The organism is Arthrobacter sp. 05L44 (assembly GCF_056397605.1).
The window spans coordinates 181,676-198,832 of sequence record NZ_JBFTNS010000001.1 but is presented as its reverse complement, the minus strand read 5'-3'; the positions used below and the strand labels follow the sequence as shown (position 1 = coordinate 198,832).

Annotated in this window: 19 protein-coding genes and 1 other RNA gene; 15 read left to right on the top strand and 5 right to left on the bottom strand. The window is 67.5% G+C overall.

Annotation, left to right across the window (positions count from 1 at the left end):
* Positions 1 to 18 precede the first annotated feature (18 nt).
* Entirely contained in the window at positions 19 to 1,275 is a 1,257-nt protein-coding gene (locus AC1DHY_RS00930) for a glycosyltransferase family protein (RefSeq protein ID WP_476878893.1), read from the top strand.
* A 117-nt stretch (positions 1,276 to 1,392) separates the two neighbouring features.
* Here the strand turns inward: AC1DHY_RS00930 and AC1DHY_RS00925 are convergent, their stop codons facing one another.
* Positions 1,393 to 3,756 carry a GH25 family lysozyme gene (locus tag AC1DHY_RS00925; protein ID WP_476903029.1) on the bottom strand — a complete coding sequence of 788 codons (2,364 nt, stop codon included), beginning with the start codon at positions 3,754 to 3,756 and terminating at the stop codon, positions 1,393 to 1,395.
* Positions 3,757 to 4,111: 355 nt separating this feature from the next.
* Between AC1DHY_RS00925 and AC1DHY_RS00920 the strand changes: the two genes are divergently transcribed.
* From AC1DHY_RS00920 to ssrA, 13 genes are all read left to right on the top strand, one after another.
* Positions 4,112 to 5,335: a CpaF family protein gene (locus AC1DHY_RS00920; protein WP_476880267.1), complete on the top strand. Its 1,224-nt coding sequence runs from the start codon at positions 4,112 to 4,114 to the stop codon at positions 5,333 to 5,335.
* Positions 5,335 to 6,189, top strand: coding sequence for a type II secretion system F family protein (locus AC1DHY_RS00915; RefSeq protein ID WP_476880268.1), 855 nt, complete (start codon positions 5,335 to 5,337; stop codon positions 6,187 to 6,189). Before AC1DHY_RS00920 ends, AC1DHY_RS00915 begins: the two co-directional genes overlap by 1 nt.
* Positions 6,186 to 7,127, top strand: a complete 942-nt coding sequence (locus AC1DHY_RS00910) for a type II secretion system F family protein (protein ID WP_476880269.1) — start codon at positions 6,186 to 6,188, stop codon at positions 7,125 to 7,127. Before AC1DHY_RS00915 ends, AC1DHY_RS00910 begins: the two co-directional genes overlap by 4 nt.
* A 136-nt stretch (positions 7,128 to 7,263) precedes the next feature.
* Positions 7,264 to 7,455 (top strand): hypothetical protein, encoded by a 192-nt coding sequence (locus tag AC1DHY_RS00905; protein WP_476880273.1) that lies wholly within the window; start codon positions 7,264 to 7,266, stop codon positions 7,453 to 7,455.
* Positions 7,456 to 7,458: 3 nt separating this feature from the next.
* Positions 7,459 to 7,857, top strand: a complete 399-nt coding sequence (locus tag AC1DHY_RS00900; RefSeq protein ID WP_476880270.1) for a TadE family protein — start codon at positions 7,459 to 7,461, stop codon at positions 7,855 to 7,857.
* Positions 7,838 to 8,275 carry a hypothetical protein gene (locus AC1DHY_RS00895; protein WP_476903028.1) on the top strand — a complete coding sequence of 146 codons (438 nt, stop codon included), beginning with the start codon at positions 7,838 to 7,840 and terminating at the stop codon, positions 8,273 to 8,275. The genes AC1DHY_RS00900 and AC1DHY_RS00895 overlap by 20 nt, the downstream gene beginning before the upstream one ends.
* Complete coding sequence (locus AC1DHY_RS00890) at positions 8,272 to 8,730, top strand: pilus assembly protein TadG-related protein (protein ID WP_476880272.1); 459 nt, start codon at positions 8,272 to 8,274, stop codon at positions 8,728 to 8,730. Before AC1DHY_RS00895 ends, AC1DHY_RS00890 begins: the two co-directional genes overlap by 4 nt.
* 48 nt (positions 8,731 to 8,778) lie before the next feature.
* A complete protein-coding gene (gene prfB, locus AC1DHY_RS00885; RefSeq protein ID WP_476903027.1) occupies positions 8,779 to 9,894 on the top strand; it encodes a peptide chain release factor 2 in 1,116 nt (371 codons plus the stop codon).
* Positions 9,895 to 10,052: 158 nt separating this feature from the next.
* Entirely contained in the window at positions 10,053 to 10,847 is a 795-nt protein-coding gene (gene ftsE / locus AC1DHY_RS00880; RefSeq protein WP_476877710.1) for a cell division ATP-binding protein FtsE, read from the top strand.
* The gene (gene ftsX / locus AC1DHY_RS00875; protein ID WP_476903026.1) at positions 10,844 to 11,758 is read left to right on the top strand and encodes a permease-like cell division protein FtsX; all 915 of its coding nucleotides are present in this window, start codon (positions 10,844 to 10,846) and stop codon (positions 11,756 to 11,758) included. The genes ftsE and ftsX overlap by 4 nt, the downstream gene beginning before the upstream one ends.
* Before the next feature lie 25 nt (positions 11,759 to 11,783).
* Positions 11,784 to 13,193, top strand: coding sequence for a peptidoglycan DD-metalloendopeptidase family protein (locus AC1DHY_RS00870; RefSeq protein ID WP_476877712.1), 1,410 nt, complete (start codon positions 11,784 to 11,786; stop codon positions 13,191 to 13,193).
* Between the two features lie 39 nt (positions 13,194 to 13,232).
* Positions 13,233 to 13,703: an SsrA-binding protein SmpB gene (gene smpB / locus AC1DHY_RS00865; protein ID WP_476877713.1), complete on the top strand. Its 471-nt coding sequence runs from the start codon at positions 13,233 to 13,235 to the stop codon at positions 13,701 to 13,703.
* Between the two features lie 132 nt (positions 13,704 to 13,835).
* Positions 13,836 to 14,204: a transfer-messenger RNA gene (gene ssrA, locus AC1DHY_RS00860) on the top strand.
* 81 nt (positions 14,205 to 14,285) lie between these two features.
* On the opposite strand, the gene AC1DHY_RS00855 is transcribed toward ssrA, so the two are convergent.
* Entirely contained in the window at positions 14,286 to 14,420 is a 135-nt protein-coding gene (locus tag AC1DHY_RS00855) for a hypothetical protein (protein WP_307035254.1), read from the bottom strand.
* A 49-nt stretch (positions 14,421 to 14,469) separates the two neighbouring features.
* Positions 14,470 to 14,841, bottom strand: coding sequence for a hypothetical protein (locus AC1DHY_RS00850; protein ID WP_476877714.1), 372 nt, complete (start codon positions 14,839 to 14,841; stop codon positions 14,470 to 14,472).
* Between the two features lie 111 nt (positions 14,842 to 14,952).
* On the opposite strand from AC1DHY_RS00850, the gene AC1DHY_RS00845 reads away from it, so the two are divergent.
* Positions 14,953 to 16,341 (top strand): MFS transporter, encoded by a 1,389-nt coding sequence (locus AC1DHY_RS00845; protein ID WP_476903257.1) that lies wholly within the window; start codon positions 14,953 to 14,955, stop codon positions 16,339 to 16,341.
* On the opposite strand, the gene AC1DHY_RS00840 is transcribed toward AC1DHY_RS00845, so the two are convergent.
* Both AC1DHY_RS00840 and AC1DHY_RS00835 read right to left on the bottom strand, forming a co-directional pair.
* Complete coding sequence (locus AC1DHY_RS00840; protein WP_476877715.1) at positions 16,338 to 16,709, bottom strand: fluoride efflux transporter FluC; 372 nt, start codon at positions 16,707 to 16,709, stop codon at positions 16,338 to 16,340. The two genes, AC1DHY_RS00845 and AC1DHY_RS00840, sit on opposite strands and share 4 nt — an antisense overlap.
* Positions 16,706 to 17,152, bottom strand: coding sequence for a fluoride efflux transporter FluC (locus AC1DHY_RS00835; protein WP_476877716.1), 447 nt, complete (start codon positions 17,150 to 17,152; stop codon positions 16,706 to 16,708). Before AC1DHY_RS00835 ends, AC1DHY_RS00840 begins: the two co-directional genes overlap by 4 nt.
* Positions 17,153 to 17,157: the final 5 nt, after the last annotated feature.

The following is a 17,157-nucleotide window of genomic DNA, read 5'->3' as shown; positions in this document are numbered from 1 at the left end:
AATGGGGCTGCTAGTTGTTTGGGGATCATCATCGTTACCGACCGCGCCAGCGTGTGGAAATTCCGGCTGCAAAGAGTCTCGGCGCACGCCGGGCTCGCTGTGCTGTTCATCGTCGTTGCCACCCTGATGGGCCCCGGGGTGGTGTGGGGCGACACGGTGCAGTACATCCGGATCGCCGACCAGTTACAGGGCATTCCCACGGACCAGGCGTGGCTGCATGCCTTCTCCGAATACTGCAAGAACCCGTCGGTGCAGTACAAGGGCACGCTGGAGAACTGCATCACCAAGACGGTGGCCGGCCGCGGCCCGGTCATCGGCTGGGTTGACCGGAACCCCGAATATCAGGCGATTTTCTCCCCGCGGGTGGGCTTCCCGCTCCTGTCGATCCCGTTGATGCGGCTCTTCGGGGACCCCCAGGGTATGTGGATTGTTGCGATCGCGGGGACCGCCATCGCCGGACTGCTCATGGCCCGGCTGGCGCGCCTGGCCGGGCTGAACCTGCGGCCCGCGCTGCTGGTCCAGGCGGCCTTCTACGCCCTGCCCGCCAGCATCCCGCATGGAGTTGCCATGCTCGCGGAAGGACCCACCCTGGCGTCCGCGCTGGTGATGGCCATCGGCCTGGCCCATGTGCTGCGCGGGTCACGCGCCCGCGGCACCATACTGCTGGTCCTCGGACTGGGCCTGGTGTTCTTCTTCAAATATTCTTCTGCCGTGCTGCTCTGCGTGAGCTTCCTGCTCCTCTGTGTGGGGCTGCTGGTCTTCCGCACCTACCGCCGCTACAGCCAGATCCGGTTGGGGATTGTCCTTGCCACGGTGCTGCTGGTGGCCTCCCTGGGCGTCAACGCGGCCTTTGGCTTCCCGGGCCTCAACGAGAGCCTGCAGGACACCTTCACGGACCACTTCCGCAAGCCGCCCGTCGATGATCCTTTCAACCAGCTGATGGTCCTGGAACTGGACTTCCTGTGGCGGTTCCTGGCTGCGTTGCCGGCCAACGCCGCCTACCTGCTGGTCTTCGCCGCCGGCGTGTGGGGGTACGTGCGCGCCATGCGGGAGAAGATCCTGCCTCCGGCCGGGTGGGCGGCAGTGGCGCTGTCCCTGTATGGAGTCCTGAGCGTCGTCGGACACCCGGTCTACACCCAGGCGGAGCGCCTTGGCTCCAGCCTGTGGGTGGGCGTTGCCCTTGGCGTGGGACTCGCCGCCCGGTCCGTGGTGGTCCGTCTCAGGCTCCGGAAGCGCGCCCGGCAGGACCTCGCCAGCAGCGAAACCGCCGGCTAGCCGCCGTCGGGCCCTACACAAAACCGCCGGCTAGCCGCCGTCGGGCCCTGGACGGCAATGGCCGGCGGGAGTCTGGTGACTCCCGGCCGGCCATTGCTGTTGCTGCGGACGGTGGTCCTAGAAGTAGGCCACCTTGACGCCGGCGGCGGTCCACGTCATGGTCCCGCCCTGGAACCGGACGGTCTTGTATCCGCCGTACGAAATCGCCGCCTGCTGGGGGTAGCCGAGTTTGCCCATCTGCCAGCCGGCCAGGCGCCAGGCGTTCATGTACGGGTCGTTGACGGCGTGGGCGCCGGTGGCCGCGGTCCAGTAGAGGTTGCCGCCGCTGAAGGGCTGGTAGCAGCCCCCGCCGTACAGGCCGCAGCTGACCGAGCCGGTGGGGTAGCCGATCCCGCGCTGCCAGCCCGCTTCGCCCCAGCCGGTCCAGTAGGCGCCTGTCACGGCGTTGGCGCCGGTAGCGGCGCTCCAGTAGATGTTGCCTTTGGCGAACGGCTGGTAGCAGCCTCCGCCGTAGAGGCCGCAGGTCACGGTTCCGGTGGGGTAGCCGATTGCCGGCTGGAATCCGGCGCGCTGCCAGGCCTTCCAGTAGTCGCCGATCACGGCGTGCGCTCCGGTGGCGGAACTCCAGTAGATGGTGCCGCCGGAGAACGACTGGTAGCAGCCGCCGCCGTACAGCCCGCACGTGGTCTCATTCGTGGGGTAGCCGATGGCCGGCTGGAAGCCGACTTCCTTCCAGCCGTTCCAGTAGGCTCCGGTGACGGCATGCGCCCCGGTGGCCGAGGACTGGTAGATGTTGCCGTTGCTGAAGGCCTGGTAGCAGCCGCCGCCGTAGAGCCCGCAGGTGACGTCGTTGGTGGGGTACCCGATTGTCGTCTGCCAGCCGGCCCGTCCCCACGCGGCCCAGAAGTCGCCGGTCACCGCGTGGGCGCCGGTGGCGGCGGACCAGTAGATGTTGCCGCGCGTGAACTCCTGGTAGCAGCCGCCGCCGGCGAGCCCGCAGGTTTCCATCGACTTGGGGTATCCGATGCCGTCCTGCCACCCGGCGGCCTTCCATGCGGCCATGTAGGAGTTCTTGACCACAAACGTGCCCACGCCGGGGGTGTTGTACGCGTTTGCGGTCTGGAAGGTCTGGTGGCAGGTGGTGGTGGTTGTGGGGCACGTCGCGTCGCTGGTGGCGTAGCCGATTCCCGGCTGCCACCCGGCCTGGCCCCAGGCGGTCCAGTACGCCCCGGTGACCGGATACGCGCCCGTGGCCGAGCTCCAGTAGATGTTGCCCTTGGCGTAGGACCGGTAGCAGCCGTTGCCGTACAGCCCGCAGATCTCGGCGGTGGTGGTGGGAGCGCCCAGGGGCCCCGAGGCGCCGCCGGTGGCCTGCCACTTGGCGTCGATGGCGCCGTTGGAGCCCACGGTGCCCCGGGCGAAGGCCTGAAGCTGGGCCATTGAGCCGTTCCAGACGTTGGAGTCCCCGGCGAAGGGTCCCGTGCTGCTGAACTGCCAGATGCTGTAGGTGCTCCAGCTGGCAGGGATGGGACCGGCGTCGTTCGACGCGGAGATCGGGTAGGAGGCCAGCCACAGCGGGTTGTCGCTGAAGCCCAACGGGTTCCCGACGCAGTCCTTCCACCAGTAGTTGCCGGTGTAGATCACGGGCACCCGGCCGGTCAGGGCCTTCATGGTGTTGCTGAAGTCCTTGGCCCAGGCCGTCAACGCCGCTTTGGACATGTCATAGCAGGCGTTGCCCTGGTAGTAGCCGTTGATGGTCTGGCCCGCGTAGGGGTTGCCCTCGAAGTCTAGGACCGGCGGCATGGTGTAGCCGTCGTTGGACCAGCCGCCACCGTTGCGCACGAAGAACCGGGCCTGGTCCGCCCCGGAGGAGGCTGCCGGGTTCGCGAAGTGGTACGCCCCCCGGATCATGCCGACGGCCCGGGACCCGCTGTACTGGGTGCCGAAGATGGGGCTCGTGTAGTAGTTGCCCTCGGTTGCCTTGATGTAGGTGAAGCGTGCGCCCAGGTTCCACTGCTGCTGCCAGTTGACCGAGGGCTGGTGGGGGCTGACATCCATGCCCTTGATGCCGAACGACGGCGTCCAGGTGCCTTCGGTGGCCAGCGCCTGGGCGGAGGCTTTCCCGCCGCCGGCTGTGGTCCCGGCGCGGCCAGCCTCGCCCATTTCCGCTCCGCCCGAGCGGGTGGCCGCGGTCATGGCGGCGCGGTAGGCCTCCGTGGAGCGGTCGACGGTCGCCGGGGCGGCGGTCGCCGACGCAGCAGGCGACGGCGACGACGGCGCGGGTGCCGGCGACGACGGCGCGGGTGCCGGCGACGACGGCGGCGCGGTGGCGGCAGCCGGGGAGGGCGCAGGTGCCGGGCTCGAGGCCGTTGCGGCGGCCGCTCCCGTCGGCGCCGGAGCTGGCGTCGCCGCGGGCGCTGCCGCAGGGTCCGCAACAGCGGGGGCTACCAGGCCGGGTCCCGCCATCAGGGAGACGGCCAACAATGCGCCTCCGACCCGGCTGCAGAGAAGACTCAGGGGTGGAAGTTGGGTCCGTTTCATTTGCCGCTCCGGAACAACACGCTCGTGGCAGTGTCATAGTGATCCCACGCCCAGTTGCCGTGGAGGAGGCTGCTGTCCGGGATGTGAGAATGTCTGACTTGTCGCGCCCACCCTAACACCGACGCAAAGGGCGATCCAGAGTGTCTGGTGTTACTAGTGGGGCAATTGTTATGAACCTGGGCCGAGGTTTTCCACATAGGAGCGGCCGCACCCTTGTTCGCCGGCGCGGGCCGCCCTAGCTTTAACCCAGTTGCACTGCCTCCGGCAGAGGGGCAGCGGTCATGTTGGGGGCACCGTGGAAGCTGTGCGCATCGTCGAGGACGAAGTCCGTGAGTTGATCCGTCGCCGCGGCCTGGATCCGTTGCGGCAAAGCGGTGAAGTCCGCCGCCTCGTGGAAGAGGCGATCAGCGACTACGACGAACGGGCCCTCCTGGCGCCGCTCCCGCCCATCGGGCCCCTGGACCAGGCCCGGCGGTTTGTCTTCGACGCCGTGGCCGGCTTCGGGGCGCTGCAGCCTTTACTGGATGACCCGGCGATCGAAGAGATCTGGCTCAACGCCCCGGACGAGATCTTCGTCGCGCGCAATGGTGAATCCGAACTGACCTCCATTGCCCTCACGGACCAGCAGGTCCGCAACCTCGTGGAACGAATGTTGAAGAGCTCCGGCCGGCGGCTGGACATTTCCTCGCCTTTTGTCGACGCTGCTCTTCCCGACGGTTCACGGCTGCACGTGGTTATCCCGGATGTGACCCGACAGCACTGGGCCATCAACATCCGCAAGTTCGTCGTCAAGGCAACCCGGCTTGAACACCTCGTGGAACTGGGCACGCTGACGCCGCAGTCGGCCCGATTCCTCGGGGCGGCCGTGGCAAGCGGGCTCAACATCCTGGTCTCCGGAGCCACCCAGGCCGGCAAGACCACCATGCTGAACTGCCTGGCAGCCAGCATCGGCACCCGCGAGCGCGTGGTCACCGTGGAGGAGATCTTCGAACTGCAGTTCCCGCTGCGTGACGTTGTCGGGCTCCAATGCCGGCAGCCGAACCTCGAGGGCGAGGGCGAGATCCCGATGCGCCGGCTCGTCAAAGAGGCCCTGCGGATGAGGCCGGACCGGCTGGTGGTCGGTGAAGTCCGCGAAGCCGAGAGCCTGGACATGCTGATCGCACTAAATTCCGGAATGCCAGGGATGTGCACCATCCACGCAAACTCCTCCCACGACGCCGTAACCAAGATCTGCACCCTGCCGCTGCTGGCCGGGGACAACATTTCCAGCGCATTTGTTGTCCCGACCGTGGCGTCCTGCATCGACCTCGTGGTGCACTGCAGCCGCCACCCGGGCGGCAGGCGGCAGGTGACGGAGATCCTTTCGTTGGGGCGCAGGGTGGAGAACGGCATTATCGAGTCGTCCATGGTCTTCGACATGCGCGGCGGGACGCTCGAGGCACAAGCGAACTCGATGCCCGCGGCGGAGAAGTTCGCCCGGTCCGGGTTCGACGTCGCCGCCTTGCTGGAGCCCCGCTGATGGCGCCGCTGCTCGGGGTCCTTGGGGGTGCAGGCCTGCTGCTGGTCTGGTGGTCCGCCTGGGAGCAGCCGCGCCCCCGGAAGCCCCGGACGCGGGTCAGCCGGCTGGAGGACCTGCTCCGTTCCGCCGGCATTGAAAAGGTCAGCCGGTTCGGCCTGCTGGCGACCTGCCTGGGCGTCGGCTGCTTCGTGACGCTGGTGTTTTTCGCCGCCACCCGGTCATGGGCCATCTCCGGCTGCTTTGGCCTCTTCGGCGGCTGGTTGCCGTTTGGTTTTGTGAAATGGCGAGCCCGCAAGCGCGCGGCCGTGCTCCGTGAGCTGTGGCCCGACGTCGTCGATCACCTGCGTTCGGCGATCCGGGCCGGGCTTTCGCTGCCTGAGGCGCTGATCCAGCTCGGAGACAAGGGCCCGGCAGAGCTGCGTCCCCTCTTCCGCGACTTCGGCGCGGACTACCGCTCCGGCGGCCAGTTCGATCCCGCCCTGAGCAGGCTGAAGGAACGGCTCGCCGATCCGGTTGCCGACAGGATCGTTGAGGCCCTCCGCCTGACCCGGGAGGTGGGCGGCTCGGACCTCGGCCGGTTGCTGGGCACACTCGCGGACTTCCTGCGCGAAAACGCCCGCACCCGCAGCGAACTCGAGGCCAGGCAATCCTGGACTGTCAATGCTGCCAGGCTCGCCGTCGCCGCCCCCTGGATTGTGCTGGTGCTGATGGCGAGCCGGCCGGAAGCCATCGCGGCGTACAACTCGCCGGTAGGTGCTGCCGTCCTGGTGGGCGGCCTGCTGGTCTCGCTGATCTCTTATGCCGTGATGCTGCGCATCGGGTCCCTGCCGCAGGATGAGCGGGTGCTCCGGTGAACGCGCTAACGGCTGGCTCGGTCGCGTGCGGCCTGGTGCTCGGCTGCGGCTTGTGGCTGTTCCTCCTGCGGCTCCCGTTCCTCCGGCCGGTCAACTTTACCGAGCGCATCCGGCCGCAACTGAAAGCGCACAACCTTGAGTCCCGGCTCCTGTACACGGCTCCGGGCAATGTCACGCCGTTCGGCCCGCTGGAGCGGATCCTGCGTCCTGCGATACACGACGCGGTGCGGAAGCTGGGCCGGCTTAATCCCGGATCATCGGCACTCAAGCGCCGGCTCGCCCGGGCGGGGAGCAGCAAAACGTCCGTGGATTTCCGCGCCGAGCAGGTGCTGTGGGGCGTCGGCGCATTTCTTGCCGCCGCGGCTATCGCGTTACTGGGCGGCGCGCTGGGCCGGCTGAACCCGTTGCTTGCGGTGTTGATTGTCCTTGGCGCGGGCCTGGCGGGGTTCCTCTTGCGCGACTATCTCCTTGGGACGCAGGTCAAGAAACGCGAAGCCAGGATGATGGCGGAGTTCCCGGGTGTGGCCGAGTTGATGGCGCTCGCCGTGAGCGCGGGGGAGAGCGCCACCGGCGCCCTGGATCGGGTATGCCGCAGGACGCATGGCGAACTGTCCAGGGAATTCACCCGCGTACTGGCCGACACCCGGGCCGGGAAACCCCTGGCCGACGCCCTGCAGGAGTTCTCGTCGAGAACCGAGCTGGGCCCGCTGGTCCGCTTCGTCGACGGGTTAATCGTGGCGGTGGAACGCGGGACACCCCTCGCCGACGTCCTTCGTGCACAGGCCCAGGACGTCCGGGACACCGCGAAGCGCGACCTTATGGAGTCGGCCGGACGCAAGGAGATCGGCATGATGGTGCCCCTCGTTTTTGGCGTCCTGCCGCTAACCGTGGTCTTTGCCGTGTTTCCGGGTCTGGCCGCCATCACCCTGGGGCTCTGAACGGGCGGCCGCAGTCACCGTATTAGACGAGTAAATGCAGTAAGCGCAGCACTCAAACAAAGGGAAGCATTCAAATAAAGGGGAAACAGTGAAGAACATCGGTTTAAGCACACGGACAGTGACGTGGTTGGTTGGCCTGGCGTTATGGCTGGCCGGTGCCACCCCGGGCCAATCACGCGGACAGCGCCACGAACACGAGCGTGGCGACGTGCCGGGCTGGGTGATGATTACCCTTATGTCGGCCGTCCTGGTCGCCGCGCTGCTGGCGATCGCCGGGCCCGCGCTCGAAGGGCTCTTCAACCAGGCGATGCAAAAAGTCGGGCAGTAGGCAATGGCTGCAGCCGGAGGCCAGCACCTTACCGGCGCGGAACGCGGCTCCGCCGTGGTGGACTTCGTCCTGGTCGGGGGACTGCTGACGTTCTTTTTCCTGGCCATCATCCAGCTCGCCCTCGTCCTGCACGTCCGGAACACACTGATCGACGCCGCTGCGTCCGGCGCCCGCTACGGCACCCTGGCGGACCGGGGCGCCGCCGACGCGGCAGGCCGCACCTCGCAGTTGATCGGCGTGGCGCTCACCCCGGACTTCGCCAGGGACGTCACCACCACCGAGACGAACTTCGCGGGCATCCGCACCCTCGAAGTCACGGTCCGCGCCCCGCTGCCCGTCATTGGGCTGATCGGGCCCCGGGACATGCTGGAGGTGAAAGGCCATGCCGCCATCCAGCCCTGACGACGACGCCGAGCGGGGCAGCGCCGTCGTCGAGTTCACCTTCCTGTCCCTGCTGCTGATGGTGCCGGTGGTGTACTTCATCATCACCGTCGGCCAGCTACAGGGCGGGTCCTTCGCCGTCGTCGGCGCCGCTGACCAGGCGGCCAAGGTCTACGTTGCCCAGCCCGACGCGGCCGGCGGCCGGGCCGCCGCCGCGGAAGCCGTCCGGCTGGCGCTCGCCGACTACGGGCAGCCGGAGCAGAACGCGAGCCTCGAAACCAGCTGCGTGCCCGCCGACTGCACGGCCCCCGGATCCGCCGTCACCGTCACCGTCCGGCTCACGGTGCCGCTGCCGTTCGTTCCCTTCGGTGACGCACTGCGGCTCGACGCCGGGCACCTCAGCGCCTCCGCCACCCAGATAGTCGGAAGATTCCGGTGACCCGCGCGGCACCGGACCGGGGTGGAGGTGAGGACGGGCAGCTGATGGTGCTGATCATCGGCTACGTGCTGGTGGCCATGCTGGTCACCGCGGTGGTGGCGGCCGCTTCCAGCGTGTACCTGGAACACAAGAAACTGCTCTCCCTCGCGGATGGCGCCTCGGTCGCGGCGGCGGACAGCTTCACGCTCGGCCAGCTGCAAAGCACCTCCGGTAACCCCACCGCGGTCCTCAACGGCGGCAGGGTGCGCAGCACGGCGGCTGACTACCTGAACCGCAACGGCGCATTCGCCCGTTTCAGCGGACTGGCCGTCTCGCCGGTGACGGGAAGCCCTGACGGGTCCACCGCCGTCGTGGTCCTGAGCGCGGCCGTCCATCCTCCGATCGTGAACTTCCTGGTCCCGGACGGCATCCGGATCGAGGCGACGTCGACGGCGCGGTCCCGGCTGACGCGGTGAGGGGTCAACGGGGAGCCGGGGCGGGGGATAGCGTAGGCTTGAAAAACCATGGCTAACATTGATTTTCCCGCAGAAATCCGCGCGCTGCGCGCCACGTACGCTTCGATCGAGAACGTTTCGAATGTCGAGGCGCTGAAGGAAGACATCGCCGAACTGAGCGAACGCGCCGGCGAGCCGAACCTGTGGGACGACCCCGCGGCCGCGCAGGTCATCACCTCCAAGCTCTCGCACAAACAGTCGGAGCTGGAGCGCCTGAACAAGCTGGCCGCCCGGATTGACGACCTCGAGGTCCTCGTGGAGCTGGGGCAGGACGAGGACGACGCCGACTCCATGGCGGACGCCGCCGCGGAACTCGAATCCGTCCGTAAGGCGTTGGCTGACCTGGAAGTGGTCACCCTGCTCTCCGGGGAATTCGACGAGCGCGAGGCCGTGGTCACCATCCGGGCCGGCGCCGGCGGCGTGGATGCCGCAGACTTCGCCGACATGCTGCTGCGGATGTACCTGCGCTGGGCCGAGCGCCACGGCTACCCCACCACCATCATGGACACCTCCTACGCGGAAGAAGCCGGGCTGAAGTCCGCCACGTTCGAGGTCAAGGCCCCGTACGCCTACGGCACGCTCAGCGTCGAGGCAGGCACCCACCGCCTCGTCCGGATCAGCCCCTTCGATAACCAGGGCCGCCGCCAGACGTCCTTCGCCGCCGTCGAGGTCATCCCGCTGATCGAGCAGACCGACTCCATCGAGATCCCGGACAACGATATCCGCGTGGACGTCTTCCGCTCCTCCGGCCCGGGCGGACAGTCCGTCAACACCACGGACTCCGCCGTCCGGCTGACCCACATCCCAACCGGCACCGTGGTGTCCATGCAGAACGAGAAGTCGCAGCTGCAGAACCGTGCGGCCGCCTTGCGTGTGCTGCAGTCCCGCCTCCTGCTGCTCAAGAAAGAGCAGGAAGACGCCGAGAAGAAGGCGTTCGCCGGCGACGTGAAAGCTTCCTGGGGCGACCAGATGCGCTCCTACGTGCTCAACCCGTACCAAATGGTCAAGGATCTCCGGACCGAACACGAAGTGGGCAACACCTCCGCAGTGTTCGACGGCGAAATCGACGACTTCATCGACGCCGGGATCCGCTGGCGGACCGATAACCGCAACGCCGAAAAGTAGCGCCGGAATCCCGCGACACGCCCCCGCGTTCCGGCGTCGGGGACGTTGTCCCTGCGTATAGTCGGAGGGCCGGTGCCCTACTTCCCCCAAAAGAAAGCCCGCGCCCCGGCAGCAGAACTGGTCTGAAACATGCCCGGCTCCTGCAGGGTACTAGGGCCATGATCCGTTTCGAAAATGTCACCAAGGTCTATGACCAGAACGCGCGGCCGGCGCTGGACTCGATCAACCTTGAGATCGACCGCGGCGAGTTCGCCTTCCTCGTGGGTGCCTCCGGTTCCGGCAAGTCGACGTTCCTCCGGCTGGTGCTGAAGGAAGACCGCGCCTCCTCGGGCACCGTCTACGTCGCCGGACAGAATGTGGCGAAGATTTCCAGCTGGCGGGTCCCGCGGCTCCGTCGGGGGATCGGCGTCGTGTTCCAGGACTTCCGCCTGCTGCCGCAAAAAACCGTGTTCGCCAACGTCGCCTTCGCCATGCAGGTTATCGGCCGCAGCCGCAGCGTCATCCGCGAGACTGTCCCCGAAGTCCTCAAGACCGTGGGCCTGGAAGGCAAGGAAAACCGCCTTCCGCACGAGCTCTCCGGCGGCGAGCAGCAGCGCGTGGCGATCGCCCGCGCCGTCGTCAACCGTCCCGGCATCCTGCTGGCCGATGAGCCCACCGGCAACCTCGACCCGACCACGTCCATGGGCATCATGGGCGTCCTCGACAAGATCAACCAGAACGGCACCACCGTGGTGATGGCCACCCACGACGACGACATCGTCAACGAGATGCGCAAACGCGTGGTGGAACTGCGCAACGGCGTGGTGATCCGCGACGAGGCCAAGGCCCTCTACACCTCGATGATGCCCGTGGTAGGCCAGTCCCGCAGGCTGCGGGACGCGAGCGGCCGGCAGGCGTCCGACGTCGACGCCGCCCAAAGCGAAACCCGGCGCGCGGGGGAGGGAGCACTGTGAGGCTCGCATTCATCCTCGGCGAAATCGGCAGCGGCCTGCGCCGCAACCTTTCCATGGTGGTTTCCGTCATCCTCGTGACCTTTGTGTCGCTGACGTTCGTTGGTGCCGCCGGCATGCTGCAGCTGCAGATCAACCAGATGAAGGGCTACTGGTACGACAAAGTCCAGGTGGCGGTCTTCCTCTGCAGCGACGGGTCGACGGCGCCCGGCTGCGCCTCCGGTCCCGTGACCCAGGAGCAGCAGGCCAACCTGCGCAAGCTGCTCCAGTCCCCGTCCGTGGCGCAGTACGTCAACGATTTCCAGTTCGAATCCAAGGACGAGGCCTTCAAGCACTTCAAGGAGCAGTTCTCCAATTCGCCGATCGTGGACTCGGTCACCCCGGACCAGCTTCCCGCCTCCTTCCGCATCAACCTGAAGGACCCGGAAAAGTACGAGGTCATCAGCGAAAACTTCTCCTCGCAGCCCGGTGTTGAATCCGTCATCGACCAGCGGCAGCTCCTGGAGCGGCTGTTCTCGGCGATGAACGCGGCCTCCCTGGTGGCCGTCAGCATCGCCGGCGTGATGATTGTCTGCGCCATCCTGCTGATAGCCACCACCATCCGGCTCTCGGCCTTCAGCCGACGCCGGGAGACCGGCATTATGCGCCTGGTGGGTGCTTCCAAGACAGTAATCCAGCTGCCCTTCATCCTGGAGGGCGTGATTGCCGCCGTTATTGGCGCTGCCCTGGCCTCCGGCACACTGTGGGCCGTCGCGCACTTCTTCCTGGGCGAGGTCCTGTCCAAGCAGTACCCGGACACCGCCTTCATTTCCCCCGGGCAGACCCTGATCCTGGCTCCGGCCCTGATTGGCCTGGGCGTCCTGCTGGCCGGGACATCATCACTCCTGACCCTCCGCCGCTACCTGCGGGTCTAGCCTTGCGCAACGAAGAGGAACGCTCATGAACCCGATGGTCCGACGCACCGCACCGGCCCGCACCCCCAACCGCCGCGGCCGTATGATCAGCGCCGCGGTGGCACTGGTCCTCGCCGCCAACCTCGGCGCGTCCACTCCGGTGGCATTCGCCGACTCGCTCGAGGACCAGCAGGCCGCCCTCCGGGCGGAGGCCCAGCGGGCCCAGCAGTCGCTCGAGTTCGTCGACGGGAAAATCGCCAAGGCCGCCGGCGACCTCGTCCTGTACCAGGGCCAGCTGCCCGGGGCCCAGCAGGCGCTGCTCGACGCGCAGGGCCGTGTGGCCGGCGCTGTCAGGGAAGTCGAAGCCCTCGCAGCCCGGGTGGATCTGGCCCAGCAGAACAAGGCCAAGATCACCCAGCAGCTGGAAAACGACAAGCAGAAGATCAACGACACCCGGAAACTGATCGGACAGATCGCCACGCAGGCGTACAAGTCCGGTGGGGTGCCCTCCAACCTCTCGCTGTTCTTCGGCTCCAACAAAAGCGGTAGCCTGACCGACACGATCGACCTCGCGGACCAGGCCCTGCGCAGCCAGAACTCCGCGATGGACAAGCTGACGCAGCAGAACGCCACCAACGTGAACTCCCAGGCACGCCTGCAGGCCGTCGAGGCCGAGATCGCCGATCTCAAGGCCAAGGCCGACGAGGCTCTGGTCCGCGAGAAAGCGGCGCGGGACGAGGCGGAAGCCCAAAAAGCCAAGGTGGACAAGCTCATCGCGGACACCTCCCGCCTGAGCAGCCAGCTCAAGGCCGCCAAGCCCGGCATCCAGAGCCAGATCGCCCAGGTGAAGTCCCGCCAGGCCGCCGTCGCCGCGGAAATCGTCGAACGCGACCGGAAACTGCGTGAGGCCTGGGAAGCCGAGCAGCGCCGGATCGCGGCGGCAGCAGCTGCCGCGGCCGCCGCAGCAGCCCGGGCCCAGGGCCAGGCTCCGCCCCCGCCGGCGCCCTACGTTCCGGCGCCTCCGGGACCGGCATCGGCGTTCGGCCTGCGCAGCCCCTTCAACGGCATCCCGATCACCTCGGGCTTCGGCTGGCGTGCGACCCCGCCGGGTACCATCGACTTCTACGGCCAGGGCGGCTACATGCACACGGGCATCGACTTCGGCGCCCCCTGCGGCACTCCGGTCTACGCCCCGGCAGCCGGCACCGTCTTCTCCGCAGGCTGGGGTAACGACGGCGGCGGCTACCACGTGAAGATCTCCCACGGCGTTGTCCAGGGCAACTCGCTGACGACGATCTTCTACCACAACACCTCCGTGGTGGTCTCGGACGGCCAGCAGGTCAGCCAGGGACAGCTGATCGCGTACTCGGGCACCACCGGTAACTCCACCGGCTGCCACTCCCACTTCGAGACGTGGGTCAACGGCCAGGCCGTGGACCCGATGGGCCTGCTCTAGACTGGAACTGACCCAACGTAACGACTGAGGAGTTTTACCGTGCCTAAAGAAAGTGGCCGGAAGGTAGTGGCCACCAACCGCAAGGCCCGGCACGACTACCACATCATGGATACCTATGAGGCGGGCATCGCACTCATGGGCACCGAAGTGAAGTCCCTGCGCGAGGGCCATGCGTCCATGGTCGACGGCTTCTGCACGTTCTACAACGATGAGCTGTGGATGGAGGGCATCCACATCCCCGAGTACAACCAGGGGAGCTGGACCAACCACGCCGCACGGCGCCGCCGCAAGCTGCTGCTGCACCGCGATGAACTGACCAAGATCTCGCACAAGATCCGCGAGTCGGGCTTCACGATCGTGCCCCTGCAGCTGTACTTCGTCGACGGGCGCGCCAAAGTGGAGATCGGCGTCGCCCGCGGCAAGAAGGAATACGACAAGCGCCAGACCCTGCGCGAGCAGCAGGACAAGCGCGAGGCCCTGCGGGTGATGCGCGAGCGTAACCGCGCCTGACCTCAGGGTCGGGGCCGCGGGCGGTGCCCGGCCCGCCCTACTGCGCCGGGGAATGATTCCGGCGGACGGTGCGTTATGCTTGATAGTCCGGGAAGGATCGAACAGATCCGGACCGGTTTGGTAACAAAATACGGGGATGATCGGTTTCGACGATGTTAGTCGCGACAGGTGAAGCGGGCCGAGGATGCAGAATTATCTCGTAAACGCTGTCTGCAAACCAATAAGTGCCGAATCAAAACGCACTGACTTCGCTCTCGCTGCCTAAGCAGTAAGACAGTCCGTCAGCCCGAGGTTGCTATTGCCCCGGATCCTGGCGTCATTTAGATAGCCACTGCTGTTTACCTCCGTCATCGGGGTGAACGGGACTCTTAGATGACTGGGCCCGGATCGGCCAGCTGTTTGCAGCATGGCCGGGGCCGAGAAAATCCGACGCAAACTGCGCCCGGAGAAGCCCTGACAACACGACATCGGACGGGGGTTCAATTCCCCCCATCTCCACAGCAGGAACCCCGGGAGCGGGGCTCCACCCCGTAGCAAAAGGCCGGAAGCATCAGCTTCCGGCCTTTTTGTTTGCTCACACGGTCAGCGCTTCTTGATGTGCGCTACCGGGTCAGTGTGCTCATCGACAATGTGCTTGGCCTTCTTATCGGCCCGTTTTTCCTTGATGGTTTTGACCGGCTTCTTGGTGAGGTGCCGGTGCGGCGACTTGTCAGGCATTGCGCGCTCCCTAAAGGTGGGGGCCCGGGATGAGCCCGTGCTTTTAAGGCTACGCTCCGGGTACCTCAACGTCCACGATGCCGATGAACCGGTTCCCGACGCCCTCGTACTCGCTGCGGACCAGTCCGTCGTCCAGGGGAGGAAGCTCGTAGGGGGAGTGGTGCGCGCAGCAGACGTGGCTGAAGTCAGGCCACCACTTCTTGGGCCGCGCGGTTTCTGCGAACCCGCACACGGCACAGGTCAGCTGGACCCACACCGGGCGCTTGCCCGTGCGGTTGGCCCGGGACTGAAGCAGCCACGCCGGCGGGCTGTCGAGGAGCTCGCCCAGTTCGGCCTCGGACAGGCGGGTCGGGATACCGTGACGGTTGGCCATTTCCAGCGGAATATCAAGGATCTGGGCAGCTTCTCGTCTCGTAACCATCCCTCAACTTTACGCGATCCGGGGATGCGGACCGTCAGCGGGCCCCCGGTGCTAGGCTCATTCCAAACCCGGTGCCCCGCCGTCAGGCAGGCAGTGAGGAAAGCAGCAGCCATGCCCGGCACCCCCGCCGCAGCCTTGTCAGTCCTGGAACGACGTGTCCTCTACGTCGCGATCGTCGCGTCCTTCATCGCCTTCCTTGACGGCTCGGTGGTCAACCTGGCCCTCCCCGCCATCAGCCGCGAACTCGGCGGCGGACTGGTGGTCCAGCAGTGGGTGGTGGACGCCTACCTGCTCACGCTCGGGGCGCTGATCCTGGTGGCCGGCTCCCTCTCGGACCAGTTCGGCCGAGTCCGCGTCCTGCAGTGGGGCCTCGCCGGCTTCACCGCCACCTCGGTCCTCTGCGGCCTCGCCTGGAGCGGCGAATCGCTGATTGTGGCGCGTGGCCTGCAGGGTGTGGCCGGCGCCCTGCTGGTGCCCAGTTCGCTGGCCCTGATCGTGACGGTCTTCAGCGGACCGGCCCAGTCAGCGGCGATCGGCAAGTGGTCCGCCTGGACCTCCGGCGCCATCGTGGCCGCTCCCGTACTCGGCGGTGTCTCCGTGGATGTCTTCACCTGGCGGGTTATTTTCTTCCTTAACATCGTCCCCGCGGTTGCGGTGTGGCCCGCCCTCCGGCGGCTGCGCGAACTGGACCTGGGCCGCGCCCCCGGCAGCAGCATCGACGTCACCGGAACCATCCTGGCAATCATCGGCCTCGGCGGCGTTGTGTATGCCTTTATCGAACGCGGCACCCTCGGCTGGGGCTCTCCGCAGGTCTGGATCCCGCTGGTAGTGGGCCTCGCCGGTCTCGCGGGCTTCCTGCTCCATGAACGCCGGACCCCGGCCCCCATGATGCCCCTGCGGCTCTTCACCATCCGGAACTTCGGCTGGGGCAACGTGGCCACGACGGTGATCTACGGTGCCCTGAGCCTGGGATTCTTCGTCCTGGGACTGTTCCTGCAGCAGGTCGCCGGGCTGGGTGCGACGGCGGCGGGCGTCGCCATGCTGCCCTCCACGCTGATCCTGCTCCTGCTGTCCTCCAAGGTAGGAACGCTCTCCGGCCGCTTCGGTCCCCGCTGGTTCATGACGGCCGGGCCGCTGCTCTGCGCCGCCGGGTTCCTGATGATGCTCGGCATCGGGCTGCCGCTGGACTACTTCGCCCAGGTCTTCCCGGGGCTGATGGTGTTTGGCGTCGGCCTGGCGGTCACCGTGGCGCCGTTGACCGCGGCGATCCTGGGCGCCGTGGTGCCTGAGGAAGCCGGCATCGGCTCCGCGGTGAACAACGCCGTCGCCCGCATCGCCGGGCTGGTGGCTATCGCCTTCGCCGGGCTGATCACCGGGCCGGTGATCACGACGTCGGGCCTGCACGCCACGGCGGCGGTCACCGCCGCACTCTTCCTGGTGGGTGCCGCGGCGTCCGCCGTCGGCATCCGGAACCCGCCGCAAACCGCGGTGGAGAGCTAACGGGCCAGGGCCACGCCGAGGGCCGCCGCGGCGAGTCCCGCCGCCAGGTTGACGGCGACATTGAGGGCGGCGGCGCGGTAGCGCGCCTCGCTGACCAGCCTGATGGTGGCCGTGGTCCAGGAACTGAATGTGGTCAGGCCGCCGGCCAGGCCGCTGGCCACCGCCGCCTGCCATTCCGCACCGAGGCCCAGGTGCGGCGTCACGCCTAGGGACAGCCCGATGATGAAGGACCCGACGACGTTGACCGCCAGGGTGGCCCACGGCCAGTGCGGGTGGGGTCCGGGCCGGTGCGCGAACCAGGAGTCGACGGCGAAACGGAGCAGGGCGCCGGCTATGCCGAAGGCCCCCACCAGCAGCGCGGCGGTCATTGGGCAGTCCCGCTGAGGTCGGCCAAGGCTTTGCCGGACTTCCACCCGGCCGCGGCCGCCTCCAGTCCCAGGACCAGCGACAGGGCCAGGTAGGCCAGCCAGACGGCATGGAAGCCGCCCCGGATCAGCTGGTCGACGGCCAGGGCCAGGGCCGAAAACGTGGTGAAGGAACCCAGCAGGCCCGGGCCGAGGCCGGCCCTGAGCCAGAACGCAGTCCGGGGACGGGCGATCCAGAGCGTGGTGAGGGCCGCCAGGACGAAGCTGCCCAGGACGTTGATCGCAAGGGTGGTCCAGGGGACGCCGCCTGGCGCCTCGGGGAACACCAGGCCCGCGCCATAGCGCAGTTCGGTCCCGATCAGGCCGCCGACGGCGACAGCTGCCCAGGCCCGCCAGCCCGGGAGCCCCGGCCGCGCGGCGGGGCGTGGTTGAGGTGTGCGGTTCATGGTGC

What these genes read in the sequence shown, in the direction of transcription:
- ftsE (WP_476877710.1), top strand. Translation starts at nt 10,053, where the DNA reads ATGATCCGTTTCGAAAATGTCACCAAGGTCTATGACCAGAACGCGCGG.
- AC1DHY_RS00835 (WP_476877716.1), bottom strand. Translation starts at nt 17,152, where the DNA reads ATGAACCGCACACCTCAACCACGCCCCGCCGCGCGGCCGGGGCTCCCG.
- AC1DHY_RS00915 (WP_476880268.1), top strand. Translation starts at nt 5,335, where the DNA reads ATGGCGCCGCTGCTCGGGGTCCTTGGGGGTGCAGGCCTGCTGCTGGTC.
- AC1DHY_RS00845 (WP_476903257.1), top strand. Translation starts at nt 14,953, where the DNA reads ATGCCCGGCACCCCCGCCGCAGCCTTGTCAGTCCTGGAACGACGTGTC.
- AC1DHY_RS00855 (WP_307035254.1), bottom strand. Translation starts at nt 14,420, where the DNA reads ATGCCTGACAAGTCGCCGCACCGGCACCTCACCAAGAAGCCGGTCAAA.
- AC1DHY_RS00870 (WP_476877712.1), top strand. Translation starts at nt 11,784, where the DNA reads ATGAACCCGATGGTCCGACGCACCGCACCGGCCCGCACCCCCAACCGC.
- prfB (WP_476903027.1), top strand. Translation starts at nt 8,779, where the DNA reads ATGGCTAACATTGATTTTCCCGCAGAAATCCGCGCGCTGCGCGCCACG.
- AC1DHY_RS00850 (WP_476877714.1), bottom strand. Translation starts at nt 14,841, where the DNA reads ATGGTTACGAGACGAGAAGCTGCCCAGATCCTTGATATTCCGCTGGAA.
- AC1DHY_RS00895 (WP_476903028.1), top strand. Translation starts at nt 7,838, where the DNA reads ATGCCGCCATCCAGCCCTGACGACGACGCCGAGCGGGGCAGCGCCGTC.
- AC1DHY_RS00840 (WP_476877715.1), bottom strand. Translation starts at nt 16,709, where the DNA reads ATGACCGCCGCGCTGCTGGTGGGGGCCTTCGGCATAGCCGGCGCCCTG.
- AC1DHY_RS00900 (WP_476880270.1), top strand. Translation starts at nt 7,459, where the DNA reads ATGGCTGCAGCCGGAGGCCAGCACCTTACCGGCGCGGAACGCGGCTCC.